Consider the following 26,349-nt stretch of genomic DNA (forward strand, 5'->3'; position numbering starts at 1 on the left):
TAAGGTACCGCGCTCGCTGGGGGAGGTTTCCCTGCCGACCTGGCCGACCATCGGTCGAGTCGGGTGACCGACACGTGACAGTGACCGGCCAGCGGGAACCGAAACAGCGTCGTCCGGCGTTACCACCGGAAGCGACAACATCGATATGGGAGAGTGAAACCGATGGCCACCGACTACGACGCCCCGCGTCGCGACGAGGTCGACCTCGGCGAGGACAGCCTGGAAGAGCTCAAGGCCCGGCGGGTCGACTCACAGTCGGGCGCCGTGGACGTCGACGAGGCCGAGGTGGCCGAGAGCTTCGAGCTGCCCGGTGCCGATCTGGCCGATGAGGAGCTCACCGTCAAGGTGCTGCCAATGCAGCAGGACGAGTTCCGCTGTGCCCGCTGCTTCCTCGTCCACCACCGCAGCCAGTTGGCGGTGGAGCGAAACGGCGAGCTGATCTGCCGCGAGTGCGTCTGACCATCCGGCGGGCACGACCGTGTGCCCGCGAACCGGCGGCGGCCTCCCTGACGGGGCCGCCGCTACCGCAGCCATGCCCGCCGTGCGCCGTGCGCCGGTAGCTGCTTGACTCTGTCTGGCAGCTGCCACCGCAGGCGGATCCACTCGGGAGGTTCGGACGTGAGTGATCGAATCGGCGGTGCCGAGCCGTCGCCGTCGAGCGGTGCCGAGCCGTCGAGCGGTGCGGAGCCGCCCCGTGGTGCCGAGCCGTCCCGTGCTGCCGAGTCGTCGTCGACGGACGGTGCTGCTGCCGAGCCGGCCCGGCCCGGCGGTGACGCGCAGCTGAGCGTGCCGGGCGACGGCACCGGCGACGACCTGGGCGCGACCGTCGCCGCGCTGACCGCCGACGACCTGGAGCCGGCCCGCCGCCGGCAGCTGTTGGCCCGGATGGTCGGGCAGGCGCGGGCCCGGGGACTGGCCGACCTGTTCAAGCCGAAGGCCGCCCTGCGCTGGATGACCGACGCGGTGTCCGAGGTCGCCCCGCACGTGCCGATCCGTGACCTGGCCACCCTGCGTCAGCACTTCGACGGCCTCGACGGTGACCTGCTCGCCGACCGGCTGGTCCGCAACGCCTCCCGGGCCACCGCCGGCGTCGGTGCCGCCGGTGGGGGAGTCGCCGCCGTGGAGTGGGCGGTCACCCCCACGCTGCTCTCCGCGCCGGTGCTGCTGGCCGCCGAGACCGTCGCGGTGGTGGCGATCGAGCTGAAGCTGATCGGCGAGCTGCACGAGGTCTACGGCGTGCCGGTGCCGCCCGGTGGCACCCAGCGGACGGTGGCGTTGGTCCAGGCCTGGGCCAACCAGCGGGGGATCAACCCGATGTTGCCCGGGGTCGGGGTCGGCGCGGTGCTCGGCACCGCCGCCCGCAAGGAGCTGCGGGACACCCTGCTGAAGCGGTTCGGCCGGAACCTGACCACCTTGGGTCCGTTCCTGACCGGGGCGGCCGTGGCGAGCTACCTGAACCGCCGGGCCACCCGCAGCCTCGGCGACAACCTCCGCACGGATCTGCGCCGACAGCGCCGGGAACTGCCCGCTCCACCGCCCAGCTGGACGTGAGGGCCCACCCTGCCGGGGCTACCCAGCCTGTCGGGACGGCCCGGCCCGGGGTCGCTCAGGACCGGGCGTCGCGGGCGGCCAGCAGCGCCTCGGCCAGCTCGACCGGCCGGCGGGAGCTGACCACCCAGAACGGCGTCGGGTCGGCCGGATCGTCGAGCACCACCTGGACGGCCCCGCCGACCCAGGGACGCTGCACCACGAAGGCGAGCGGGTCGCCGCCGACGCCCAGCACCTCCCGGCGGCCGGCCACGTCCAGCGGGATCGCGTCGGCGACGAACCCCACCGGCAGCCGGGCGTCATCCACCCGCAGGTGCCCGTCGCGTACCTCGATCCGGATCCGGCCGCACCACCACAGCCCGGCCGCCGTCACCGGCAGCAGCAGCACGAACGGCAGCCAGGCCCGCACCCCGGGCGCGCCCATCCAGACCTCGGCGGCGAGCAGCCCGGCGGCGGCCAGCCCGGCCAACCACAGCCACCAGGGCAGGGTGAGTCGTTCCGTGTACCCGGGGGGTGCCGTGGGGGACCGGAACTCGGACGGCGAGGATGGCGACACGCTCACACCTGCGAGGGTACGGCGAACGCCGGCCGCCGTACCGGGCAGGATGGCAGGGGAACCCGGTGAACCGGACGGAAAGGGAGAATCGTGACCGACGTCGTAGGCGTGGCGGTGCGCCAGCTCGATCCGGAGCTGCCGCTGCCGGCGTACGCCCATCCCGGTGACGCCGGGGCGGACCTGGTGGCGGCCACCGACGTGGAACTGCCCCCCGGCGGCCGGGCGTTGGTCCCGACCGGGGTGGCGATCGCGTTGCCGCCGGGGTACGTGGGCCTGGTCCATCCCCGGTCCGGTCTGGCGGCCAGGCTCGGCGTGACGGTGCTCAACGCGCCCGGTACGGTCGACGCCGGCTACCGGGGTGAGATCCTGGTGAACCTGATCAACCATGACCGGGTCACCCCGGCGAGGATCTCCCGGGGGGACCGGATCGCGCAGCTCGTGGTGCAACGGGTGGCGCGGGCCGAGTTCCGCCCGGTGGCGGAGCTGCCCGCCTCCCGGCGTGGCGTCGGTGGGCACGGATCGACCGGCGGGCACGCCGGGCTCGGCGCGTCCCCGACGGCGGGACAGCGGGCGGGCGTACGGACGGAAGAGGTGGCAGGGTGAGCGCGAACAGTGGAGGGTGGGCGCAGTGATCTTCTCCCGAAAGCGGGCCGGACGGCACTCCCGTGACGAGCGGGCCACCGAGGTCCTCGACTCCGCCGACACCGGCGAGGCGACCGCACCGGAGCTGGCCCGTGGCCCCTACGACATCGCCGAGGCCCCGGCCGGGGTGCAGCGGCTCGACCTGGGCAGCCTGCACATCCCGGCGGTGCCCGAGGTCGAGGTCCGGGTGCAGGCCGACCCGCAGGGCGTGGTCCAGCAGGTCGTGCTGGTGCACGGCGAGAACGCGTTGCAGCTGGGCGCCTTCGCCGCACCCCGCTCCGACGGCATCTGGGACGAGGTGCGTGAGGAGATCCGCCGGTCGTTGTTCAACGACGGCGCCGCCGCCGAGGAGGTCCAGGGGGAGTACGGCACCGAGCTGCACGCCCGGGTGCGTACCCAGGACGGGGTGACCGCCCTGCGGTTCGTCGGCGTCGACGGCCCGCGTTGGATGGTCCGGGGGGTCTACCAGGGCGCCGCGGCCACCGACCCGGCCGCCGCCGGCCCGCTGGCCGAGTGCCTCGACGGGCTCGTCGTCGACCGGGGCATGGAGGCCAAGCCGGTCCGGGAGCCGCTGCCGCTGCGGCTGCCCCGGGAGGTCGCCGAGCAGGCCGGGCAGGCCGACACCGACGGCGACGCCGCGTCGCCCGCCGGTGGGCGGTCCGCTCCCGAGCCCCGCTAGGCCCGGTCGCCGCCGGCCACGAGGTGGTCGGCGGGTGGGCGGTCCGGCGTACGCTGGCGGGGTCGCCCCCGGGGTTCGCCCGGGTGCGGGACCACCGGCGTGGGCCGGCCACTGGGAAGGGTGACGCGGAGGTCATGACGACCGACGACAGCCGGGTGTCGCTGCGCCGCATGCTGCGCCGGCTCACCGCGAGCGAGGCCGAGATCGAGGCGCAGGAGCTGCTCCGGGTGAGCGCCGAGTCGGGTGGGATGCCGGCCGGCCAGTGCCGGGGGGGCCAGCTCGTCTCGGTCGCCGGCCGGCTGCGTACCGTGGTCTACACGCCGCGGACCAACCTGCCCACCCTGGAGGCCGACCTCTACGACGGCAGCGACGTGGTGACCCTGGTCTGGCTGGGGCGACGCCACATCGCCGGCATCGAACCCGGACGGCACCTGACGGCCCGGGGCCGGGTGGCCCTGCGGGACGACCGCAAGGTCATCTACAACCCGTACTACGAACTGGAGCCGAGCAGGTGACAGCGGGACGCGGCGAGCTGGACGACGTACCCACGGCCGGGCCACAGCGCACGGCGCAGGGCTGGGCCGACCCGCCACCGGCGAACCGGCCGCAGGAGGCCGACGACCCGTTGGCCGACGAGCCGCTGCCCAGCCTCGCCGAGCAGATGGCCGACCAGCTGGGCGGTTGGCGCGGGCTGGCCGAGTCCAGCGTTCCGGTGGTCGTGTTCGTGCTGGCCAACATCGTCGGCGAGCTGCGTCCCGCGGTGATCGCCTCGGTGTCGGTGGCGCTGCTCATCGCCGGCCTGCGGCTGGCCCAGCGCCGGCCGGTCCGGCACGCCCTCAACGGTCTCTTCGGCATCGCGATCGGCGCGGCTATCGCCTGGCGCACCGGTGACGAGCGGGACTTCTACCTCCCGGGGATCCTCTACGGCATCGGCTACGGCATCGCCCTGCTGATCTCGGCGGCTATCCGGCAGCCGCTGGTCGGCTGGATCTGGTCGGTGCTGGTGGCCGGCGGCCGGTCGGAGTGGCGGCAGGACCCGAAGCTGGTGCGCACCTTCACCGGGCTGACCGTGCTCTGGGGGGTGGTCTGGCTGGCCAAGGTGGGGGTGCAGGCCGGCCTGTACCTCGCCCACCAGGACACCGCCCTGGGCGTGGCCCGGCTGGTGCTGGGCTACCCGCCGTACGTGCTGTTGCTGCTCTTCACGGTCTGGACGGTGCGCCGGGTGACCCAGGAGCCCGAAGCGGTGCCCAGCACCTGAGCAGCGGGGCTCACCCGCTGTTGCGGGTCCGCTCGACGCTGTCCGGTCCGAGGACCACGGCACGTACCGCGTCCTCGGTCTCGGCGGTGCAGACGAAGATCAGCTCGTCGCCGGCCTCGATCGGGTCGTCCGGGCTCGGCACCAGCACCCGCCTGCCCCGCAGGATGGCCACCAGCGCGGCGTCACGGGGCAACGGCACCGCGTGCAGCGGCTGACCCACGTACGGGGCGGTCGGTGGCAGGGTGATCTCGACCAGGTTCGCCTCGCCCTGGCGGAACGTCATCAGCCGTACCAGGTCGCCCACGGTCACCGCCTCCTCCACCAGGGCGGCCATCACCCGCGGCTTGCTCACCGCGACGTCGACACCCCACTGCTCGGTGAAGAGCCACTCGTTCTCGGCCCGGTTGACCCGGGCCACCACCCGGGGCACCGCGAACTCGGTCTTGGCCAGCAGGGACACCACCAGGTTGACCTTGTCGTCACCGGTGGCCGCGACCACCACCCCGCAGTCGGCCAGGTTGGCCTCCTCCAGGCTGGCCAGCTCGCAGGCGTCGGCGAGGACCCACTCGGCGCTGGGCACCCGGTCCGGCCGGAGCATCCGGGGCTGCCGTTCGATAAGCAGCACCTGGTGGCCGTTGTCGATCAGCTCCTGGGCGATGGACCGGCCGACGTTGCCGGCGCCGGCGATGGCGATCCGCATGACTCAGTGCCCTCCTTCGGGCGCCGCCGCCACCGCGGTGACCGTGGCGACGATGTCGTCGGTGACCAGCATGAAGGTCTGGTCGCCCTCCTGCACGACGGTGGAGGCGGTGGGCAGCATGCCGATGCCGAACCGGATCAGGTACGCCACCCGGGTCCCGCAGGCGGCCTCCAGGTCCCGGACCGGCCGGCCGATCCAGTCCCGGTGCGTCGGCACCTCCACGATCGACACCGTGCTCGTCGGGTCGCGGAAGATCTCCACGTTGCCCTCCGGAACCAGGTGCCGCAGCATCCGGTCGGCGGTCCACCGGACGGTGGCCACGGTGGGGATGCCGAGCCGTTCGAAGACCTGGGCCCGGCGCTGGTCGTAGATGCGGGCCGCCACCCGGGACACGCCGAACGTCTCGCGGGCCAGCCGGGCCGAGATGATGTTGGAGTTGTCCCCGCTGGAGACGGCGGCGAAGGCGTCCGCCCGCTCGATGCCGGCCTGGCGCAGCACGTCACCGTCGAAACCGACGCCGGTGACGGTGATCCCGGCGAACTCCGGGCCGAGCCGGCGGAACGCGTTGGCGTCGTGGTCGATGACGGCCACCGAGTGCCCCCGGGACTCCAGGTTGTCGGCGAGGATCGAGCCGACCCGACCGCAACCCATGATCACGACATGCACGCTGGTCCTCCACAGGGCACCACCCGACAGGGCTGTCGTCTGCGAGCCTGCCACGTCCTGCCCGCCGGCGCGGACCCGACGGTACTCCCCGTTGTGATGGGGATCGACCACCCCCCGTCGCCGCCGAATCGGCCGTCGTACGCTGTGCCCTTGTGGCCCGTTCCACCTCGCTGCTGAAGCGGCTCCTGCTCGGTCGGCCGTTCCGGTCCGACCGCCTCCAACACACCCTGCTACCCAAGCGGGTCGCGCTGCCGGTGTTCGCCTCCGACGCGCTCTCCAGCGTCGCGTACGCACCGGACGAGATCCTGCTGACGCTCTCCATCGCCGGCGCCTCGGCGTACCTGTTCTCGCCGTGGGTGGCCCTGGCCGTCGTCGTGGTGATGCTGACCGTGGTGGCCAGCTACCGGCAGAACGTGCACGCCTATCCGTCCGGCGGTGGCGACTACGAGGTGGCCACGGTCAACCTCGGCCCCCGGTTCGGCATCGGGGTGGCCAGCGCGCTGCTTGTCGACTACGTGCTCACCGTCGCGGTGTCGGTCTCCTCCGGGGTGGCCAACCTCGGCTCGGTGGTCCCGTTCGTGGCCGAGCACAAGGTGCTCATCGCGGTCTCCGCCGTGGTCCTGCTCACCGCGCTGAACCTGCGCGGGCTGCGGGAGTCGGGCAACCTCTTCGCGATCCCCACCTACGGCTTCATGATCGTGATCGTCGGGATGATCGTCACCGGTCTGGTCCGGGTCTTCGTCCTCGGTCACGACCTGCGGGCGCCCAGCGCCGACCTGGTGATCCAGGCCGAGCACAGCGTCACCGGGTTCGCCCTGGTCTTCCTGCTGCTGCGGACTTTCTCCTCGGGCTGCGCCGCACTGACCGGGGTGGAGGCGATCTCCAACGGCGTACCGGCGTTCAAGGCACCGAAGAGCCGCAACGCCGCGACCACCCTGCTGCTGCTCGGCACGGTGGCGGTGACCATGCTGGTCGGCATCATCTGGCTGGCCCGGCTGACCGGCCTGCAGTTCGTCGAGGACCCGGCGTTGCAGATCGTCAGCGGCCCCGACGGGTACGTGCAGAAGACCGTCACCACCCAGCTCGGTGAGACCGTCTTCGGCTCCGGTTCGGTGCTGCTGTACGTGGTGGCCGGGGTTACCGCGCTGATCCTCTTCCTGGCCGCCAACACGGCGTTCAACGGCTTCCCGGTGCTCGGCTCGATCCTGGCCCAGGACCGCTACCTGCCCCGACAGCTGCACACCCGGGGCGACCGGCTGGCCTTCTCCAACGGCATCGTCTTCCTGGCCGTCGCCGCGATCGTGCTGATCGTCGGTTTCCAGGCCGAGGTGACCAAGCTCATCCAGCTCTACATCGTCGGGGTGTTCGTCTCGTTCACGCTCTCCCAGGCCGGCATGATCCGGCACTGGAACCGGCACCTGCGCACCGAGCGGGACCCGGTGGCCCGCCGCCGGATGGTCCGCTCCCGGGCGATCAACGGCTTCGGCATGGGCATGACCGGCGCGGTGCTGGTCATCGTGCTGATCACCAAGTTCCTGCTCGGGGCCTGGATCGCGATCGTGGCGATGGCCCTGATGTACGGGTTGATGGTGGCCATCCGGAGGCACTACGACCGGGTGGCGGTGGAGCTGACCCCGGACGACGGGCGCCCGGTGCTGCCCGCCCGCAACCACGCCATCGTGCTGGTCAGCAAGCTGCACCAGCCGACCATGCGGGCCATCGCGTACGCCCGGGCCACCCGTCCCGACACGCTGACCGCGGTCACCGTGAACGTGGACGAGGCCGACACCCGCGAGCTGCAGCAGGAGTGGGAGCGGCGGGAGCTGCCGGTACCGTTGACCGTGGTCGACTCGCCGTACCGGGAGATCACCCGCCCGATCCTGAACTTCGTGGCCAGCACCCGCCGCCAGTCACCGCGCGACGTGGTCACCGTCTTCATCCCCGAGTACGTCGTCGGCCACTGGTGGGAGAACCTGTTGCACAACCAGAGCGCGCTACGGCTCAAGGGGCGGCTGCTCTTCGAGCCCGGGGTGATGGTCACCAGCGTGCCCTGGCAGCTGGCGTCCACCGCGAACAAGAACCTGGACCGGCTGGACAAGGCGCTCAGCCAGGGGCCTCCGCGTGGACCCCGGGTGGTGCCCCGCAGCACCCTGCCGCCGACGGTCGCCCCGATCGGCTCCGACCAGCCCGGCGAGAGCTCCGGAGGTGACCGTGACTGAGACCGCGACACCACGGGTCGGGCTGACCGAGGGCGAACGGGTCGAGGTGACCATCGACACGGTCGCCCCCGGCGGGCACTGCGTGGCCCGCTCCGACGGCCAGGTGGTCTTCGTCCGGCACGCGTTGCCCGGCGAGCGGGTCGAGGTCGAGGTCACCGAGGTGCACCGGGGCTTCGTCCGGGCCGACGCGGTACGGGTGCTGGCCGCCTCGCCGGACCGGGTCGAACCGCCCTGCCGGTACGCGAAGCCGGGCGGCTGCGGTGGCTGTGACCTGCAACATGTCTCCCCGGCCGGGCAACTGGCCTGGAAGAGTGCGGTGGTCCGGGAACAGCTCGCCCGGTTGGGTGGCCTGACCGGGGCCGAGATCGACCTGCTCGACGTCCGGGTCGCGGCGTTGCCCGGCGGGACCCTGGGCTGGCGCTCCCGGGTCCGGTACACCGTCGACGCCGGCGACCGGGCCGGGCTGCGCCGGCACCGCTCGCACGAGGTGGTGCCGATCGACCGCTGCCTGATCGCCCACCCGGCGATCCAGGAGCTGCCGGTGCTCGGCGCGGCCCGCTGGCCGACGGCGGAGGCGGTGGAGACGGTGGCCAGCACCGGTGGGCAGGTGAGCGTGACCAGCGTCACCGGGGACGAGGCGACGCCGGTGAGCGGCCCGCTGACCGTCCACGAGCTGGCCGCCGGCCGCGAGTGGGCGCTGCCGGTCGCCGCCTTCTGGCAGGTCCACCCGGCAGCGGCGGACACCCTCGTCGGAGCCGTGCTGGAGCTGCTGGACCCCCGGCCGGGGGAGTCGGCCTGGGACCTCTACGGCGGGGCGGGGCTCTTCGCCGCCGCGCTCGCCGGCCGGGTCGGCCCGGACACCCGGGTCACCCTGGTCGAGTCCGGCCCGCCGGCCGTCGCGGCGGCCCGGGAGAACCTGCGCGACCTGCCCGGGGTGGAGGTGGTCGCGGCCCGGGTGGAGACCGCGCTGGCCCGGCGGCGGATCACCGGCCCGGTCGACCTGGTCGTCCTCGATCCGCCCCGCAGCGGTGCCGGTGCCGCGGTGGTCCGGGCGGTGGCCGCGGCCGGCCCGCGGGCGGTGGCGTACGTGGCCTGCGACCCGGCCGCCTTCGCCCGCGACGTACGGACCTTCGCCGAGGCGGGGTGGCGGCTGACCGCGCTGCGTGGCTTCGACCTCTTCCCGATGACCCAGCACGTCGAGTGCGTGGGTCTGCTGCACAAAGTATGATTCAATCTACGTAAGTTTGGGTCTACGTAAGATTGAATCTACCTTTGTTCGGGCGAGGTGAGTGGTGATCTTTCAGGGGCGAACCCGAGATCTCGACCTGCTCTCCGGGCAGTACCGTGCCGTGGTCGAGGGCTCGGGCGCCACCCGGGGCCGCGCAGTGATCATGACCGGTCGTCGACGGGTGGGTAAGTCTCGGCTGGCCCAGGAGTTCTGCGAACGCTCGAACTCGCCCTACCTTGTCTTCCAGGCGACCAGAGGTCGAAATCCCCAAGCGGAACGGGCCGACTTCGTCACGACCCTGGCGGAGTCGCCACTGCCCGGCGCCGAGTTGGTGGCCGGGCTGCAGGTGCAGGACTGGAACCAGGCCCTGCGTTCCCTCGCGCTCGCGGTTCCGCAGGACCGACCCAGTGTCGTGGTCATCGATGAGGTCCCCTGGTTGGTCGAGCAGGACACGGAGTTCGAGGGGGCACTCCAGACGGTCTGGGACCGTCAGCTGTCCGCCAAGCCGGTCCTGCTGCTACTGGTGGGGAGCGACCTGTCGGTGATGCAGGCCCTGCAGTCGTACGGTCGGCCCTTCTTCGGCCGGGCAGCGAAGATGGTCGTCGATCCGCTCAATCTGGCCGACGTCCGCACCGTGACCTCGCTGGACGCCGCGACGGCCGTGGACGCCTACCTGATCACCGGTGGTTTTCCGGAGATCGTGCAGTCCTGGCGGCCCGGTACGAGCCGGACCGAATTCCTCCAGGCGTCGCTGGCGAATCCGCTGTCCCCCCTGCTGGTCGCCGGGGAGCTTGTCCTGTCGGGTGAGTTTCCGGCAGCCGGTCATTCGCGGGCGGTGCTGGAATCGATCGGTAGTGGCGAGCGGACATTCAGCGCCATCGCCGCCCAGGCCGGCGGTGCCAACGCACTACCGTCCGGGACGCTCTCCCCACTGCTCACCACCCTGCAGGAGAAACGCATTCTGGCGGTGGACGTGCCGCTGTCCACCAAGCCGGACAGCAAGAACAAGCGGTACCGGATCACCGATCCGTACCTGCGGTTCTGGCTGGCGTTCCTGCGCCGTGGCGTTCCCTTCGCGGAGCGGGGGCGGGCGGATCTGGCGCTGCAGCTGATCGAGCGTTCCTGGACGGCCTGGCGTGGCCGGGCGGTCGAGCCGTTGGTGCGCGAATCCCTGTTGCGGCTCCTGCCTGATTCCGGGTGGTCGGAGGCCGAGGTGGTGGGTGGGTGGTGGAACCGACAGAACAATCCGGAGATCGACCTGGTCGGCGCGGACCGTGCCCCGGTGGCCGCGAAGGTGCACTTCGTGGGCTCGGTCAAGTGGTTGGCGAACCGGCCCTTCGACCGCCACGACTACGACGCCCTGGTCCGCGATGTGCTCGCCGTCACGGGGGCGACGCCGGACACACCGCTGGTGGCGGTGTCCCGAGCGGGAGTGACCCCGGGGCTGCCGCTGGCCGCCCACTGGGGCCCGGACGACCTGGTGGATGCCTGGCAGCGCCGGTAGCGGGTGAACGAGGTGGTGACCGGGGTGCCCCGCTCTACCGGAGACGTTAGGAAGGGGCCCTTCCTTACCGGTGGGGAAATGTGCCGGGCTGCGCGGTGTCGGACGGCCGATAGACTCTGCGGTCATGAGCGTTGATGAGGACACGGCCAACCACGGCCGGCTGCTGGCCACGGTGCGCGGTCCGCAGGACGTCAAGCGGATGTCCACCGAGCAACTGGCCCTGCTCGGCGCGGAGATCCGGGACTTCCTGATCGCCAAGGTCTCCCGGACCGGCGGGCACGTCGGCCCCAACCTGGGCGTGGTGGAGCTGACCATCGCCATGCACCGGGTCTTCGACTCGCCCCGGGACCGGCTGCTGTTCGACACCGGCCACCAGGCGTACGTCCACAAGATCATCACTGGCCGGCAGGCCGGCTTCGACCAGCTGCGCCAGCGCGGCGGCCTCTCCGGGTATCCGAGCCAGGCCGAGAGCGAGCACGACCTGATCGAGAACTCGCACGCCTCCACCGCCCTGTCCTACGCCGACGGCCTGGCCAAGGCGTACGCGCTGCGGGGCGAGCAGCGCAGCGTGGTCGCGGTCGTCGGCGACGGCGCGCTGACCGGCGGGATGTGCTGGGAGGCGCTGAACAACATCGCCACCGCCGGCAACCCCCTGGTGATCGTGGTCAACGACAACGGCCGGTCGTACGCGCCGACCATCGGTGGCCTCGCCGACCACCTCTCCTCGCTGCGGCTCAACCCCGGCTACGAGAAGGTGCTGGACACCGTCAAGGACGCCCTCGGCTCCACCCCGCTGGTCGGCAAGCCGATGTACGAGGTGCTGCACGCGGTCAAGAAGGGCATCAAGGACGCGGTCGCCCCGCAGGCCATGTTCGAGGACCTGGGCATCAAGTACGTCGGCCCGGTCGACGGGCACGACCTGGAGGCCGTCGAGTCCGCCCTGCGGTCGGCCAAGAGTTTCGGCGGCCCGGTGATCGTGCACGCGGTGACCCGCAAGGGTTACGGCTACCGCCCCGCCGAGGAGGACGAGGCGGACTGCCTGCACGGCCCCGGCGGCGCGTTCGACGTGGAGACCGGCCAGCTGCTCGCCGCCTCGGCGGTCAAGTGGACCCACGTCTTCGCCGACGAGCTGGTAGCGATCGCCGACACCCGGCCCGACGTGGTGGGGATCACCGCCGCGATGGCCGAGCCGACCGGCATCGCCAAGCTGGCCCGCAAGCACCCCGACCGGGTGTACGACGTCGGCATCGCCGAGCAGCACGCGGCCACCTCGGCCGCCGGGCTGGCGCTCGGTGGGATGCACCCGGTGGTGGCGGTCTACGCGACCTTCCTCAACCGGGCCTTCGACCAGGTCCTGCTGGACGTGGCGATGCACAAGCTGCCGGTGACCTTCGTGCTGGACCGGGCCGGGATCACCGGCCCCGACGGCCCCAGCCACTACGGCATCTGGGACATGTCGGTCTTCGGGGCGGTGCCGGGTCTGCGGATCGCCGCCCCCCGCGACGCCGCCACGCTCCGTGAGGAGCTGCGCGAGGCGGTCGCCGTCGACGACGGCCCGACCATCGTGCGTTTCCCGACCGGGGCGGTCGCCGCCGACCTGCCGGCCGTGCGTCGGGTCGGTCCGGTGGACGTGCTGGCCGAGTCGGCCCGCACCGACGTGTTGCTGGTGGCGGTCGGTGCCTTCGGCCAACTGGGCATGGAGGTGGCCGGCCGGGTCGCCGAGCAGGGCTACGGGGTCACCGTGGTCGACCCGCGCTGGGTCCGTCCCGTCCCGGCCGAGCTGGTCGAGCTGGCCGCCGGCCACCGGCTGGTGGTGACCGTCGAGGACGGCGTACGCGTCAACGGGGTCGGCAGCGCCCTGGCCCAGGCGATGCGCGACGCCGACGTCCGGGTGCCGCTGCGGGACCTGGGCGTGCCGGCCGACTGGCATCCGCACGGCACCCGGGCGCAGATCCTGGCCGACCTCGGGCTGACCGCCCAGGACGTGGCCCGGGACGTCACCGGCTGGATCTCCGGCCTGGACTCCCGGCCGGTCGACCCGGTGCGGCTCTCCGCCCCCGACGCCGGGGCGCAGACCTGACCTGACCTCGCGGAGTCGGGCCGGCCGTGCTGCGGCCGGCCCGATCTCTGTCGGGGAGCTACCGGCCGCCGGCCCGACTCCTCGTCGCCAGCTACCGGCCGCCTACCGAGCGGTAGTAGGTCTTCTCCGGCTCGGCCAGGCTGAAGGTCTCCTTGCCCTCGGGCTCGGGCACCACCACCAGTCCGGACCGGTCCACCAGCCGGGGGGTGCCCGGCGGCACCGACAGGGTGCTGTTGCGGTCGGCCTGCCAGCTCAGCACCACCAGCGGTTGGCCCGGCACCGGCAGCACGTACGTCTGCAGGGGGTTGGCGCGGTCGGCGCGGGAGAAGACCACCGGGCCGTTCCCGGCCGGCCGGTAGATGACCGCGGTCATCGCGCCGGCGTCGGTCTCCCAGCTCAGCTTCTCCAGCTTGCCCCGGTCACCGCCGCCGAGGGCGACCTCGCCCAGGGCCGAGGTGGACACCTTCTCCATCGGCCAGGACAGCGGCACCGCACGCGGTGCGTCCCGGTCGCCGATCCGGCGCGGGATGCTGCCGAACGGGCCCTCCCGCTCGGCGAGCAGGCAGGTGTCCAGCCCCTGCAGGGCCTTCCGGCCGGCCCCGCCCTCGTCGCGGACCAGCGGGTACCGCGGATCGGTGGTGGCCGTGCCGAGGTCGAGCAGTCGGTCGGCGGCCCGACCCCGGGGCAGCGACTCGGTGGCCCGCAGCGTGACAGTAAGCGGGGTGGCGGCACAGGCCGGCACGTCGGCCGGGTCGGTGAGGCCGTCGTTCTTCGCCAGCGCCTTGCCCTTCGGCCCCAGTAGCCGTTCCACCCGGCCGGAGGTGAGGTACCGGCGTCCGTCCGCGGTGTGCACCGGCAGCACGTCGGCGTAGACCAGGTAGCCGGGGTCGGTGTAGTCGGTGGCCCGGTCGACGACGTACCGGTCCCCCTGGGCGCTCAGCTGCAGCAGCCAGGACGCGCTCTCGCCGGGCACGTCGGCGGCGACCAGGGCCAGCCGGGTCCCGTCGACCTCACCGGAGTAGAGGATGCCGGAGGTGGGCAGGTGGGCCCGGTCGTCGATCGGGGAGCGCCAGGCCCGGACCGCCTCGGTGACCGCGCCGGTCGCCGCCGCGTCACCGGCCAGCGAGCCCCGGGGCGGCCAGACCGCCAGGTCGCCGTCCATGCTGTCGTAGCCCACCCGCAGGTCCGCCCGGTGACGCTGGGTGTCGGGACCGCACGCCGTGGTGGCCAGCAGCAGGGTCAACAGCGCGGTGGCCATCGTGCCGGAACGGCCAACTGCAGCCACCTGGTACGCCCCCGATCGTCTCGCCGGTCGTTCGCGGAATGCCACATGGTACGAGACGTCGCGGCGACGCCCTCGGCCGGTCTCACGAACCAGCACAATGGACGAACCCGGGGCAATCGGGCCGTTCGCCTGCTCGGGTAGACTCCGCCGACTGTGACGCCTGCCGAGACCCGTGGTGCAGCCTCGCTGGACTCCGACACCCTGACCGTCGTGAAACCCGTGACCAGCCGTGACTCGGCGGTCTCCGATGGTGAGGTCGAGTCGACGGCGGTCCCGGAATCCCCGGCCGAGGAGGTGCCCGCGACCAAGGCCGCGTCCCCGGCCGGGGAGGTGCCCGGGTCCGATGCCGCGTCCCCGGCCGGGGAGGTGCCCGGGTCCGATGCCGCGCCGACCCGGGCCGGTCGCCGGCCCTGGTGGTTCAGCCGCCGTCGCCGTGACCTCGCCGCGTACGCGCTGTTCCTGGTGGCCGCGCTCTGGGTGACCAGTCAGATCTGGCTGGACCCGGCCGGCCGGGTGGCGTCGCTGTACGTCAGCGACCCCGCCCAGGTGCAGTACTTCCTGGCCCACTCGGTCCGGGTGGTGCTGCACGGGGACTTCCCGTTCTACACCGACCAGCTCAACTACCCCGACGGGGTCAACCTGATGGCCAACACGGCCATCCTGGCGCTCGGCATCCCGATGGTGCCGGTCACCCTGATCTTCGGGCCGGCCGTCTCCTTCGTGGTGCTGATCACCCTCGCCCTCTCCGGCACCGCCTTCGCCTGGTACCACGTGCTCTCCCGGCACGTGGTGCGCAGCCCGCTGGCGGCGGCCGTCGGCGGCTGGTTCTGCGGCTTCTCCCCGGCGATGCTGTCGCACGCCAGCTGGCACCCGAACATCATCAGCCAGTGGCTGCTGCCGTTCATCGTCTGGCGGGTCATGGTGATCACCCGGTCGACCCGGCCGTGGCGGGACGGGGCGATCCTCGGCCTGCTGGTGGTCTGGCAGGCGTTCATCAACGAGGAGATCCTGCTCTTCACCGCGATGGCCTGCGGCATCTTCCTGATCGCCGTGGTGGCGCAGCAGCCGGCGCGGTGGCGCGCGGCGTGGCGGCCCCTGGGCAAGGCGGTGCTGACCTGCACCGTGGTGGCCGGGTCGCTGCTGGCGTACCCGCTCTACATCCAGTTCGCCGGGCCGATGGCCTACCACGGCCTCAGCGCCGCCGTGCAGGACTACGGCAACGACATCGCCGCCCTCTTCGCGCAGGGCTCGCCCACCCTCGGCGGCGACCGGCGGGCCAACGTGAACCTGGCCCCTAACTACTCCGAGGAGAACGCCTTCTTCGGCTGGAGCCTGGCGCTGATCACCATCGGGATCGCCATCTGGCTGCGCCGCGAGCTGATCGTCCGGGCGCTCGCCGCGACCGGGTTCTTCTTCGTCGTGCTCTCCCTCGGCGAGCGGATCACCTGGTGGGACCGGGAGCTGTTCCCCGGCCCCTGGGAGCTGCTGGTGCATCTGCCGCTGCTCGACGCGGTGGTGCCCACCCGGTTCGGCATGATCACCACGGTGGTGATCGGCATCCTGCTGGCCATCGCCGCCGACCGGTTCCGGGCGCTGCGGGTGGCCGACGCGAAGACCCGCCGCACCCTCGCGGTCGCCGCCGCTGTCCTGGCGCTGCTGCCGGTCGCGCCGATGCCGCTGAAGATGACCTCGCGTCCGCCGGTGCCGGAGTTCATCACCGCCGACCGCTGGCGGGAGTACGTCGGGCCGGAGCAGACCCTGGTCCCGATCCCGGTGCCGAGCATGGGCAACACCCACGGGATGCGCTGGGCCGCCGCCACCAACAACGACTTCCGGATCCCGGGCGGGTACTTCCTCGCCCCGCGCAACGCCAACACCGGCGACCCGGGGCGCTTCGGTGGCCGCCCCAACGGCATGGGCAGCCTGCTGGAGGAGGTCTCCAGCACCGGCCGTACCACCAAACTCGACGACCGGCAGCGCCGGCGTTCCCTCGACGAGCTGCGGTACTGGCGGGCGGCGGTGCTGGTGCTGCCGGTGAGCCAGCACAACGCCGAGCCGCTGCGGCAGACCGTCGAGCAGGTGGTCGGTCCGGCCCGGCGGGAGCTGGACGTCTGGGTGTGGGACGTCCGCCCGCTCACCGAACCGAAGGACTGATCCGGTAGCTGCCGGGCCGGCCCCGGGCCGCCGCGGTGCGCGGCGGCCCGCGGCGGGTCAGTCCCGTACCTCCCAGAGCCAGACGTCGTCGACCCGCTGCGCCGGGGTCTCCAGCAGGCCGGTGATCAGGTCCCGCAGCACGGCCTGGCGGGGATGGTCACCGAGCACCACCACCGAGGCCTTCCAGTGGCGCAGGTCCGCCGCGGCCTGTTGCCGGTTCTCCTCGGTCAGCTCCGGCACCTCGCCACTGTCGATCGTGGAGTAGATCAGGGTGCTGGTCGGGCGGTTCGGCGTGCCGAACATGCCCTCGCCGGCCGGACCCGGGCCGATGAAGTAACCGGCGGGAATCGGGAACCCGTGCTGGGTAAGTGCGCTCCAGCGCAGCGTGGACAGGCCGTGCACGTTGCTCGGAATCGGTACCGGCACCAGGGTGCGGCCGTCGGGGACGTACTCCTGCCAGGCACCGGACATGATGAACCGGGGCGGCAGGTCGACGTGCTCGGCCGGCAGCGGGCGGGGGAACAGCGGCAGCACGGCGAGGGCGACGGCCGCGTACCCGACGGGTCGCCACCACCGTGGACGCGTGCGGTCGGCGCGCGAGACCGCCTCCCAGGCCAGCGCGAGCAGCACCCCGAGCGCACCGGTGACCACCAGGCTGAGCCGGGTGGGCATCATCATCTCGACAAGCGGCAGATCCTCCGGGATGAAGTGCCACGGGCCGGGGGTCTCGGTCTCGGTGCCGCCCAGCCGGATCCGTGGGCCCAGCGAGGCCACCGTGAAGAGTACGATCAGCACGCCGAGGATCCGGGCGACCAGTGACCGACGCCAGAGCAGCACCAGGGCGACCACCGCGAGCAGCACCACCGGCCAGCCGAACCAGCTGTTCTGCTCGGTCATGCCGATGGTCTGCTCCACGGCCGGGTCACCGGCGATGGTGTCCCGGGGGAAGGTCACGAAGGCGGCCAGGTCCTCGCCCCAACTGTGGAACACCCCGCCCTGCAGGCCGCGGTAGGACTGCGGGCCGTTGAACTGGAACCAGATCGGGTACGCCGTCAGCAGCAGCGCCAGCGCGCCACCGGTGCCGAGCCCGGCCAGGAAGGTGCCGGCGCGGGCCCGGGTGTCGGCCGGCCGCTGCACCGCGTACGCCACCACGATGACCAGACAGGCCAGCGCGGTGAGCAGGAGCATCTCCTCGTTGATGAAGATCTGGTACGCGACCAGCAGCCCGAGCGCCAGACCGTTGCGCTTCCACCGCCCCGGCTCGGCGAGCCGGAACACCCGTACCACGATCAGCGGCAGCAGGAAGTTGGAGACGAAGTTCGGCTGCCCGTTGGCGTGGTGCACGATGCCGGGGGCGAAACCCAGGAACGCGCCACCGACGAACGCGGCGGTCCGCGACCGCACCAGGTGACGGGAGAGCATCCAGTACGAGGTGGCGGCGGTCGCCGCCAACGCCCCACCCAGGTACAGCGCGTAGGTCACCTGCGGGCCGAACAGCCAGGTGACCGGGGCCAGCGGCAGGGTCACCCCGAGCAGCGAGGTGTTCGCCATCATGTTCACCCCGTCCGGGGCGTTCTGCCGGACGCTGAACAGCGGGTTCTCCAGGTGCCACACGGAGTACGCGCCGTGCGAGAAGAGCCACTCGAACCAGCTGTGGTCACTGGGCAGGTGGGAGGAGACCCGCTGGTCGACGTCCACCCAGTAGTTCAGGCAGACGAAGACGCCCAACAGCACGTACGCTCCGATGGCCAGTGTGTCGGCGCGGTTGGGGCGGCGGAGGATCCGCCGGCGTCCTTCGGTGCCGCCTCCGGCGGTCGCGTCGGGTCCGCTTCCGGCGGTCTTGTCGGATCCGCCTTCGGCATCGGTTGTCTTCGATCCGCCTTCGGCGGGTCTGGTCGGAGAGTTCGTCGAGGGGTCTACCACCGGCACAGCCACGACGGGCCATCGTACAGGCGGACCCGTCCGGAACCGGTCGGGCCGGTGGGCGGGAGGGACGTCCGTTGTCCGTCATCGATCTGGGCGAGATACGGCCCGACGACGCCCCGCCGCCGGTCGCCGACCGGACCCGACCACCCCGACGCGCGCTGCGGTGCCTGCTGGTGTTGGTGTTGACGCTGGGTACGCTGGCCGCCGCCGTCCCACGACCGCAGCGGGTGTCCAGCATCCTGCCCGCCTCGGTCGGGGCCACCGCGGCGCTCGTCGACGACCGGCTCTTCGTGCTCGAACGACAGAGCGCGGAGACCGGTGGCGACCCCCGGTTGACCGCCTGGGCACTGCCCGCGGTGGACCGTCCCGCCGACCGGCCGCGAATGCTGTGGCAGACGCAGGTGCCGGACCTGCTCCGGCTCTTCGACGTCGTGGTACGCGACGGGCTGGTCATCGCCGCCGGGTTCGGCGAACGCAGCGGCACCACGGTGGTCCTCGACGCCGTGACCGGAGCGCGGCGCTGGCGGCAGCCGGGCAGCGGCAGCCTGACCACCGGCGGCAACCTGCTGCTCACCGGGGGCCGCGGCGCCGACGGCCAGATCCGGGTGGTGGAGGTGGCCACCGGGCGGCCGATCTGGGTGCTGCCGGTCGGCCTGGACGGGGCCGCCCTCACCTTCCGGGCCGACCGGATCGAGCGGGTGGTGCTGACCACCGACGACGGGCGGATCGAGGTCCGCTCCGCCGACACCGGGGCCGTTCTGGTAAGCAGGCCCGTCGTCGCCGATCCCGCGCCGCCGTCCGTCTCGGTGATCGACGACGTGGTGCTGGCCAGCCAGGGCAGCACCGGCTCGGTCACCGCGTACGGGCTGGACCGGCTCGACGTGCGCTGGACCGGCTCCTTCCCCCGGGTGGAGTACTTCGTCTCCTGTGGTCCGGCGATGTTCTGCGCCTTCCAGCGCAACCGCCCGATATCGGTGCTGGAACGCGACACCGGCCGCATCCGGTGGCAGAGCGAGGACTGGTGGGTCTGGCAGGAGCTGGGGAACCGGCTCTTCGTGATGGCCGTCGCCGGCTCCCGCGTCGCCGACCCGAACAGCTACGGGGTACTGGACGCCGCCACCGGCCGGGTGCTGGGCAGGGTCGGGCCGTGGCAGCCGGCGGCTGGCCGGTCCAACACGCCGTACGCCCCGCTGCTGGTCCGCCCCGCCGGTGAGCGGGGGCTGCTGGTGGCCGAGCTGGACGTCGCCGCCGCCGAGGTCCGGTTGCTCGACATCCTGCCCGGGGCGGACCGGGACTGCCAGGCCGAGGCGGACCGGCTGCTCTGCCGTACCCAGGACGGTTTCGGGGTGTGGGCCCTGCGTCGGGCGGTGGCGACCCGGCACTAGGTTGGGGCCGGGTCGCAGGTGGAGGAGGCCGGGATGCGGGTGCTGGTGGTGGAGGACGAGCGGAACCTCGCCGACGCGATCGCGCGGGGGTTGCGCAAGCGTGGCATGGCGGTGGACGTCGCCTACGACGGCGACAGCGGCCACGAGGCGGCCTTCGTCACCCGGTACGACGTGATCGTCCTCGACCGGGACCTGCCCGGCGTGCACGGCGACCAGATCTGCGCCGAGCTGGCCGCCTCCGGCGCGTTGACCCGGGTGCTGATGCTGACCGCCAGCGGCACGGTCGCCGACCGGGTCGAGGGGCTGCAGCTCGGCGCGGACGACTACCTGCCGAAGCCGTTCGCCTTCGACGAACTGGTGGCCCGGGTGCAGGCGCTGGGGCGGCGGGCCACCCCGGCGGCACCGCCGGTCTTCGAGCTGGCCGACCTGATGCTCGACCCGGCCCGCCGGGTGGTCACCCGGGCCGGTGCGCCGCTGGAGCTGACCAACAAGGAGTTCGGCGTGCTCTTCGAGCTGCTCAAGGCGCGCGGCGCGGTGGTCTCCAGCGAGGAGCTGCTGGAACGGGTCTGGGACGCCAACACCGACCCGTTCACCACCATCGTCCGGGTGACCGTGATGACGCTGCGCCGCAAGCTGGGCGACCCGCCGCTGATCGAGACGGTCGTCGGTGCCGGTTACCGCACCGCCGGGGGCGGGGCGTGACCGCCCGGCCCCGGTTGCGGCCCACCCTGCGACTGCGGTTGACCCTGCTCAACGGGGTGCTGCTGGTCGGCGCCGGCACGATCCTGGTGCTGCTGGCCTGGCTGCTGGTCCGCGACGGGGTACGCCCGATCGACGAGCTGGCCCCGGGCAGCACGGTGGTGCTGGCCGACGGCCGGGTGCTCGACGCCGCCCAGTGGCAGCTCCAGCTGGCCGACGCGGCCTCCCGGGAGCTGCTGGTCAAGGGGCTCGTGGCGCTGGTGGTGATCAGCGTGGTCGGGGTCGCCGGGGCGTACGCGGTGGCCGGGCGGGCGTTACGTCCACTGCAACAGGTGACCTCGACCGCGCAGCTGCTCGGCGAGGCCACCCTGGACCAGCGGATCGGCTACTCGGGCGCGGACGACGAGGTGGCGGAGCTGGCCAAGACGTTCGACGCGATGCTGGACCGGTTGGCCGAGTCGTTCGAGGCGCAGAAGCGGTTCGTCGCCAACGCCTCGCACGAACTGCGGACACCGCTGGCGGTGATGCGTACCGAGATCGACGTGACACTCAGCGACGACGAGGCGGACATCGCCGAGTACCGCCGGATGGCGACCGTGGTCCGGGACGCCTCCGAACGGGCCAACGGCCTGGTCGACGCGCTGCTGGTGCTGGCCCGCAGCGAGGCACAGGCCGCCCGGCCGCTCGGCCGCCGCACCGAGTGCGACCTGGCCGACGGCACGGCCAACGCGCTGTCCGCGGTACGCCGGGAGGTGGACCGGATCGGGCTGCGGGTCACCACCACGCTGGAGCCGGCCCCGGTGGTCGGCGATCCCGGCCTGCTGGACCGGCTGGCCGGCAACCTGATCGAGAACGCGGTCCGCTACAACCACCTGCACGGGCGGGTCTGGGTGCGGACCGGCTCCGACGGCCACCGCTCCTGGTTGGTGGTGGGCAACACCGGCTTCGAGGTCGACCAGGCCGACGTGCCGGGACTGTTCGAGCCGTTCCGGCGCGGCGGTCGGGAGCGTACCGGGGCCCGCGGCTCCGGCCTGGGGCTCTCCATCGTCCGGGCGGTCTGCGACGCCCACCACGGCACCGTCCGGGTGTTCGCCCAGCCCGGCGGCGGCCTCGAGGTAACCGTCAACCTCCCCGCCCCCTCCGAGTAAGGAAGGGCCCCTTCCTAACGCATTCGGTAGAGAAGGGTGCCCCGCTCACATCTCCACCTACCCATAGGCTGCTGCCGTGCTCGCCGCCTTCGTGCCGATCTGGTTGTTGACCGGCTTCGGCTGGCTGGCCGGCCGGTACCGGTTGCTGGGCAGCGATGCCGACCGGGTGCTCGGCGCCTTCGTCTTCCACCTGGCCATGCCGGCCGCGCTCTTCACCGCCCTGTCCCGTAGCCCGCTCACCTTCGACGCCCGTGCGCTCGGCGCGTTCGCCGCCAGCACGGTGCTGACCATGGCCCTCGGGTTCGGGTTGAGCGGCCCCGTCCTACGCCGTTTCGGCGGTGTGGGGCGGGGCCGCTGGTTCGGCCGGGCAGGGTGGGTCCGCCGACGGCGCGGAGGTGCGGAGTCCGGCGGGGACGGGCAGCAGGCCACGGCCGGCCCCGGCGGGGACGGGCAGCAGGCTGCGGCGGGTCCCGGCGGGGAGGGGCAGCAGGCTGCGGCCGGCCCCGGCGGTGTGGGGCAGCAGGCTGCGGCGGGTCCCGGCGGGGAGGGGCAGTGGGCCGCGGCGGGGTCGGGCGTGGGGGAGCGGACCATCGCGGCGATGGCCGCCGGCTACGTCAACGCCGCCAACCTGGGCATCCCCGTGGTGTTGCAGGTGCTGGGCAGCGCGGCGTTCCTGACCGAGGTGCTGCTGTTCCAGGTGCTGGTGGTCACCCCGGTGATCCTCGTCCTGCTCGACCGGGGGACGGGGCGGCGGCTGCGCCCGGGGCGACTGGTCAGCCTGCCGTTGCGTAACCCGGTCCTGGCCGGGCTGACCCTCGGCGCGCTCTGCTCCGGACTGGACTGGCGGGTACCCGCACTGGTGGCCGAACCGGTGGCGCTGCTGGGCGCGGCGGCGGTGCCGGCAGCGCTGGTAACCCTGGGGTTGTCCCTGACCACCCGGGGTGCCGGTCGCGCCGGGGAGGGTGCCCAGGTCGCGCTCTGCGGTGGGCTCAAGTTGCTGGTCCAGCCGGCGCTGGCCTGGGCGATCGGCACCCTGGCCGGGCTGGACGGCACGCGGCTGCTCGCCCTCGTGGTCTGCGCCGCACTGCCGGCGGCCCAGAACACCTACATCTACGCCCGGGAGTACGGCCAGGGTGCCTCGCTGGCCCGACGCGCCGTCATCACCAGTACGGCCCTGTCGATGGCCACGCTGGCCGCGATCGCCTGGTGGCTCGGCTGACCGGGAGCCGGCCCGGGTGGTGGGGGTGGTCCCGACCGACGGCCGGGACCACCCCCACCGAGGATCAGCCGGGCAGGCTCGCCGCGCCGGGCGGCAGGAACCGCCGGCCGGTGACCCGCTCGCTGGTGCCGGTCCGGTCCAGGTACGGCGTGATGCCGCCCAGGTGGAACGGCCAGCCGGCCCCGAGGATCAGGCACAGGTCGATGTCCTGCGCCTCGGCGACGACCCCCTCGTCGAGCATCAGCCGGATCTCCTCGGCCAGTGCGTCGAGGGCGTTCTGGCGTACCTGCTCGGCGGTCAACGGCTGGTCACCGACGACCAGCAGCTTCGCCACCTCCGCGTTGATCTCGTCGTCGACCACGATCGGCTGACCGCTGTCGGCGATGCGCTTGAGGTTCCCGCTGACGGTGAACCGGTCCGGGAACGCCTCGTGCAGGGTGCCGGCCACGTGGTGGGCCACCGCCGGGCCGACGAGCTGGAGCAGCGCCAGGGGGCGCATCGGCAGGCCCAACGGGTCCAGCGCGTTGTTGGCCACCTCCAGCGGCGTACCGGCGTCGACGGCGGCGAAGACCGTACCGAGGAACCGGGTGAGCAGGCGGTTGACCACGAACGCCGGGGCGTCGGAGACCAGCACCGAGGACTTCTTGAGCTGCCTGCCGACCGCGAACGCGGTGGCCAGGGTGGCGTCGTCGGTGCGTTCGCCCCGGACGATCTCCAGCAGCGGCAGCACGGCTACCGGGTTGAAGAAGTGGAACCCGACCAGCCGCTGCGGATGCTCCAGGTCGGCGGCCATCGCGGTGACCGACAGCGACGAGGTGTTCGTCGCCAGCACCGCCTCCGGGGAGACGATCTTCTCCAGCTCGGCCCAGACCTGCTTCTTGACCGACAGGTCCTCGAAGACGGCCTCGATGACGAAGTCACAGTCAGCGAACGAAGTGCGCTGACCCGGAGTCGAGGCAGCGAAGGCCTCTGCCGTTGTCGCGCCGCTGACCAGGCCGTACATCTTGGCGGCGGTGCCCTTGTCCAAGCGGCCCCGGGTTACCTGCTTCTCGATCTGGCTGTGTACGTAGGCCACGCCGGCCTCGACCCGGGCCTGGTCCAGGTCGGTCAGCACGACCGGTACCTGGAGGCGGCGGGCGAACAGCAGCGCGAGCTGGCCGGCCATCAGACCGGCGCCGACGATGCCGACCTTGGTCACCGGCCGGGCCAGCCCCTTGTCCGGCGCGCCGGCCGGGCGCTTGGCCCGCCGCTGGACCAGGTCGAAGGCGTACAGGCCGCTGCGCAGCTCCTCGGAGAAGATCAGGTCGGCAAGCGCCTCGTCCTCGGCGGCGGTGCCGGTGGCGAAGTCCGCGTCCTTCGCCGTCTCCAACAGGTCCAACGCCCGGTACGCCGCCGGCACCGCGCCGTGCAGCCGCTGGTCGAGGGTCTGCCGGGCGAAGTACAGCACGCCGGCCCACATGTCCCTGTCGACCTCGGGGCGGGTCACGGTGACCCGGCCGGAGACGACGTCGGCCGCCCACAGCAGGGAACGCTCCAGGAAGTCCGCCGGCTCCAGCAGCACGTCCGCGAGGCCCATCTCGGCGGCCTGCTTCGGCTTGAGCATCTTGTTCTGGGTCAGCGGGTTCTGCAGGATCACCTGGGTGGCGGCCGGGATGCCGACCAGGTTCGGCAGGAGTTGGGTGCCGCCCCAGCCGGGGACCAGACCGAGGAAGACCTCCGGCAGGGCCAGCGCCGTCGCGCCGCCGGAGAGCGTGCGGTAGTGGCAGTGCAGGGCCAGCTCCAGGCCGCCGCCCATCGCCGCGCCGTTGACGAAGGCGAAGGTGGGCACCGGGCTGTCCCGGAGCCGGGCGAAGATCCGGTGCCCGAGCCGACCGATCTCCAGCGCCTGGTCCCGGTCCGCCAGCGCCGGCAGGCCGACGAGGTCGGCCCCGACCGAGAAGATGTACGGCTTGCCGGTGATCGCGACGAACGCCGGGTCCGCCGCGAGGGCGGCGCTGATCGCCTCGTCCAGGCTGGCCAGCCCGGCCGGCCCGAAGGTGTTGGGCTTGGTGTGGTCGTGGCCGTTGTCCAGGGTGATCAGGGCGGCCCGACGGTCCAGCCCCGGCACGTCGACGTGCCGCAGCAACGCCCTGGTGACGACCTCGTTCGGTGCGACGAGTGCGCTCACTTGTGGTCTCCACCCTCCCGCTGCGCGGATGCGTCGGACGCCGTCCGTTGTGCGGATCCGTCTGATCCCGTCCAGTGCGGGTTCTCCCAGATCACCGTGCCGCCCATGCCGATGCCGATGCACATCGCGGTGAGCCCGTAGCGGACCTCGGGATGCTCGGCGAACTGCCGGGCCAGCTGGGTCATCAGTCGTACCCCGGAGGAGGCCAGCGGGTGGCCGATGGCGATCGCGCCGCCCCACTGGTTGACCCGGGGGTCGTCGTCGGCGATGCCGAAGTGGTCGAGGAAGGCGAGCACCTGCACGGCGAACGCCTCGTTCAGCTCGAACAGGCCGATGTCGTCGATGGTCAGGCCGGCGATGCGCAGCGCCTTCTCGGTCGACGGGATCGGGCCGACCCCCATCACCTCGGGCTCCACGCCGACGAAGCCGTACGACACCAGCCGCATGGCGATCGGCAGGCCCAGCTCGCGGGCGGTGGCCTCGGCGGCGATCAGGCTGGCGGTGGCCCCGTCGTTGAGACCGGCCGCGTTGCCCGCGGTGACCTTGCCGTGCGGGCGGAACGGGGTCTTGAGGCCGGCGAGCTTCTCCAGCGAGGTGTCCCGGGGCGCCTCGTCGACGGTGGCCAGGCCCCAGCCCTGCTCCTGGTCGCGGATCGCGACCGGCACCAGGTCGTCCTGCAGCTTGCCGTTGGCGTACGCCTTGGCGGTCTTCTGCTGCGAGGCCAGCGCGAACGCGTCGGTGCGGGCCTTGGTGATGTGCGGGACCCGGTCGTGCAGGTTCTCCGCGGTGGCCCCCATGACCAGGGCGGACGGGTCGACGAGTTTCTCGGCGACGATCCGCGGGTTGGGGTCGACCCCCTCGCCCATCGGGTGCCGGCCCATGTGTTCGACGCCCCCGGCGATCGCCACGTCGTACGCGCCCATGGCGATGCCCCCGGCGACGGTGGTCACCGCGGTCATCGCGCCCGCGCACATCCGGTCGATGGCGAAGCCGGGCACCGTCCTGGGCAGGCCGGACAGCAGGGCGGCGGTGCGGCCGATGGTCAGGCCCTGGTCGCCGATCTGGGTGGTGGCGGCGATGGCCACCTCCTCCACCCGGTCCGGGGGCAGCTGCGGGTTGCGGCGCAGCAGCTCGCGGATGCAGCGGATCACCAGGTCGTCGGCGCGGGTGTCGGCGTACATGCCGCCCGCCTTGCCGAACGGGGTGCGGACGCCGTCGACGAAGACGACATCGCGGACTTCACGGGGCACTTGGAGCCTCCTTGCCGGGGCGTTTCCTCGGATGCT

General features: G+C 72.7%; 22 protein-coding genes. 15 read left to right on the forward strand and 7 right to left on the reverse strand.

Annotation, left to right across the window (positions count from 1 at the left end):
- The first annotated feature begins 162 nt into the window (after nt 1-162).
- Nucleotides 163-459 carry a DUF4193 domain-containing protein gene (locus ACN28G_RS05090; RefSeq protein WP_007075406.1) on the forward strand — a complete coding sequence of 99 codons (297 nt, stop codon included), beginning with the start codon at nt 163-165 and terminating at the stop codon, nt 457-459.
- Between the two features lie 321 nt (nt 460-780).
- Complete coding sequence (locus ACN28G_RS05095; RefSeq protein ID WP_091446167.1) at nt 781-1,551, forward strand: hypothetical protein; 771 nt, start codon at nt 781-783, stop codon at nt 1,549-1,551.
- A 55-nt stretch (nt 1,552-1,606) separates the two neighbouring features.
- On the opposite strand, the gene ACN28G_RS05100 is transcribed toward ACN28G_RS05095, so the two are convergent.
- Nucleotides 1,607-2,104 carry a DUF3093 domain-containing protein gene (locus ACN28G_RS05100; RefSeq protein ID WP_091435654.1) on the reverse strand — a complete coding sequence of 166 codons (498 nt, stop codon included), beginning with the start codon at nt 2,102-2,104 and terminating at the stop codon, nt 1,607-1,609.
- A 90-nt stretch (nt 2,105-2,194) separates the two neighbouring features.
- On the opposite strand from ACN28G_RS05100, the gene dut reads away from it, so the two are divergent.
- From dut to ACN28G_RS05120, 4 genes are all read left to right on the forward strand, one after another.
- A complete protein-coding gene (gene dut / locus ACN28G_RS05105) occupies nt 2,195-2,707 on the forward strand; it encodes a dUTP diphosphatase (protein ID WP_091435655.1) in 513 nt (170 codons plus the stop codon).
- A gap of 25 nt (nt 2,708-2,732) precedes the next feature.
- A complete protein-coding gene (locus ACN28G_RS05110) occupies nt 2,733-3,425 on the forward strand; it encodes a DUF3710 domain-containing protein (protein ID WP_091435656.1) in 693 nt (230 codons plus the stop codon).
- Nucleotides 3,426-3,559: 134 nt separating this feature from the next.
- On the forward strand, nt 3,560-3,940 hold the full coding sequence (locus tag ACN28G_RS05115) for an OB-fold nucleic acid binding domain-containing protein (protein ID WP_091446169.1): 381 nt from the start codon (nt 3,560-3,562) through the stop codon (nt 3,938-3,940).
- Between the two features lie 110 nt (nt 3,941-4,050).
- Nucleotides 4,051-4,683 (forward strand): DUF3159 domain-containing protein, encoded by a 633-nt coding sequence (locus ACN28G_RS05120; RefSeq protein WP_229688623.1) that lies wholly within the window; start codon nt 4,051-4,053, stop codon nt 4,681-4,683.
- A gap of 10 nt (nt 4,684-4,693) precedes the next feature.
- Here the strand turns inward: ACN28G_RS05120 and ACN28G_RS05125 are convergent, their stop codons facing one another.
- Nucleotides 4,694-5,383 carry a potassium channel family protein gene (locus ACN28G_RS05125; RefSeq protein WP_091435657.1) on the reverse strand — a complete coding sequence of 230 codons (690 nt, stop codon included), beginning with the start codon at nt 5,381-5,383 and terminating at the stop codon, nt 4,694-4,696.
- Nucleotides 5,384-5,386: 3 nt separating this feature from the next.
- Entirely contained in the window at nt 5,387-6,049 is a 663-nt protein-coding gene (locus tag ACN28G_RS05130) for a potassium channel family protein (RefSeq protein WP_091435658.1), read from the reverse strand.
- A 152-nt stretch (nt 6,050-6,201) separates the two neighbouring features.
- Here ACN28G_RS05130 and ACN28G_RS05135 point away from each other — a divergent pair, with 152 nt between their 5' ends.
- The 4 genes from ACN28G_RS05135 to dxs all read left to right on the forward strand — a co-directional run bounded on the left by ACN28G_RS05135 (nt 6,202) and on the right by dxs (nt 13,080).
- Nucleotides 6,202-8,268, forward strand: a complete 2,067-nt coding sequence (locus ACN28G_RS05135) for an APC family permease (protein WP_421478534.1) — start codon at nt 6,202-6,204, stop codon at nt 8,266-8,268.
- On the forward strand, nt 8,261-9,496 hold the full coding sequence (locus tag ACN28G_RS05140; protein WP_091446173.1) for a class I SAM-dependent RNA methyltransferase: 1,236 nt from the start codon (nt 8,261-8,263) through the stop codon (nt 9,494-9,496). The genes ACN28G_RS05135 and ACN28G_RS05140 overlap by 8 nt, the downstream gene beginning before the upstream one ends.
- Nucleotides 9,497-9,560: 64 nt before the next feature.
- Complete coding sequence (locus tag ACN28G_RS05145) at nt 9,561-11,000, forward strand: ATP-binding protein (RefSeq protein WP_091446175.1); 1,440 nt, start codon at nt 9,561-9,563, stop codon at nt 10,998-11,000.
- Nucleotides 11,001-11,124: 124 nt separating this feature from the next.
- Nucleotides 11,125-13,080, forward strand: coding sequence for a 1-deoxy-D-xylulose-5-phosphate synthase (dxs, locus tag ACN28G_RS05150; protein ID WP_091435660.1), 1,956 nt, complete (start codon nt 11,125-11,127; stop codon nt 13,078-13,080).
- 91 nt (nt 13,081-13,171) lie between these two features.
- On the opposite strand, the gene ACN28G_RS05155 is transcribed toward dxs, so the two are convergent.
- Nucleotides 13,172-14,365: a hypothetical protein gene (locus tag ACN28G_RS05155; protein ID WP_373868422.1), complete on the reverse strand. Its 1,194-nt coding sequence runs from the start codon at nt 14,363-14,365 to the stop codon at nt 13,172-13,174.
- Between the two features lie 294 nt (nt 14,366-14,659).
- On the opposite strand from ACN28G_RS05155, the gene ACN28G_RS05160 reads away from it, so the two are divergent.
- On the forward strand, nt 14,660-16,519 hold the full coding sequence (locus tag ACN28G_RS05160; protein WP_421480861.1) for a hypothetical protein: 1,860 nt from the start codon (nt 14,660-14,662) through the stop codon (nt 16,517-16,519).
- 57 nt (nt 16,520-16,576) lie between these two features.
- On the opposite strand, the gene ACN28G_RS05165 is transcribed toward ACN28G_RS05160, so the two are convergent.
- Entirely contained in the window at nt 16,577-18,253 is a 1,677-nt protein-coding gene (locus tag ACN28G_RS05165) for a hypothetical protein (protein ID WP_373868423.1), read from the reverse strand.
- Between the two features lie 266 nt (nt 18,254-18,519).
- Here ACN28G_RS05165 and ACN28G_RS05170 point away from each other — a divergent pair, with 266 nt between their 5' ends.
- The 4 genes from ACN28G_RS05170 to ACN28G_RS05185 all read left to right on the forward strand — a co-directional run bounded on the left by ACN28G_RS05170 (nt 18,520) and on the right by ACN28G_RS05185 (nt 22,896).
- A complete protein-coding gene (locus tag ACN28G_RS05170) occupies nt 18,520-19,830 on the forward strand; it encodes a PQQ-binding-like beta-propeller repeat protein (protein WP_421478536.1) in 1,311 nt (436 codons plus the stop codon).
- A 33-nt stretch (nt 19,831-19,863) separates the two neighbouring features.
- Nucleotides 19,864-20,532: a response regulator transcription factor gene (locus tag ACN28G_RS05175; RefSeq protein WP_091446179.1), complete on the forward strand. Its 669-nt coding sequence runs from the start codon at nt 19,864-19,866 to the stop codon at nt 20,530-20,532.
- Nucleotides 20,529-21,677 (forward strand): sensor histidine kinase, encoded by a 1,149-nt coding sequence (locus ACN28G_RS05180; RefSeq protein WP_091435664.1) that lies wholly within the window; start codon nt 20,529-20,531, stop codon nt 21,675-21,677. The genes ACN28G_RS05175 and ACN28G_RS05180 overlap by 4 nt, the downstream gene beginning before the upstream one ends.
- Nucleotides 21,678-21,753: 76 nt before the next feature.
- Nucleotides 21,754-22,896, forward strand: a complete 1,143-nt coding sequence (locus ACN28G_RS05185) for an AEC family transporter (protein ID WP_421478538.1) — start codon at nt 21,754-21,756, stop codon at nt 22,894-22,896.
- Between the two features lie 64 nt (nt 22,897-22,960).
- Here ACN28G_RS05185 and ACN28G_RS05190 read toward each other — a convergent pair whose 3' ends face one another.
- Entirely contained in the window at nt 22,961-25,063 is a 2,103-nt protein-coding gene (locus tag ACN28G_RS05190) for a 3-hydroxyacyl-CoA dehydrogenase NAD-binding domain-containing protein (RefSeq protein WP_091435666.1), read from the reverse strand.
- Nucleotides 25,060-26,313, reverse strand: coding sequence for a thiolase family protein (locus ACN28G_RS05195; RefSeq protein WP_421478540.1), 1,254 nt, complete (start codon nt 26,311-26,313; stop codon nt 25,060-25,062). Before ACN28G_RS05195 ends, ACN28G_RS05190 begins: the two co-directional genes overlap by 4 nt.
- Nucleotides 26,314-26,349: the final 36 nt, after the last annotated feature.

The organism is Micromonospora sp. WMMA1923, from assembly GCF_049179195.1.
Taxonomy (GTDB): Bacteria; Actinomycetota; Actinomycetes; order Mycobacteriales; family Micromonosporaceae; genus Micromonospora; species Micromonospora yangpuensis.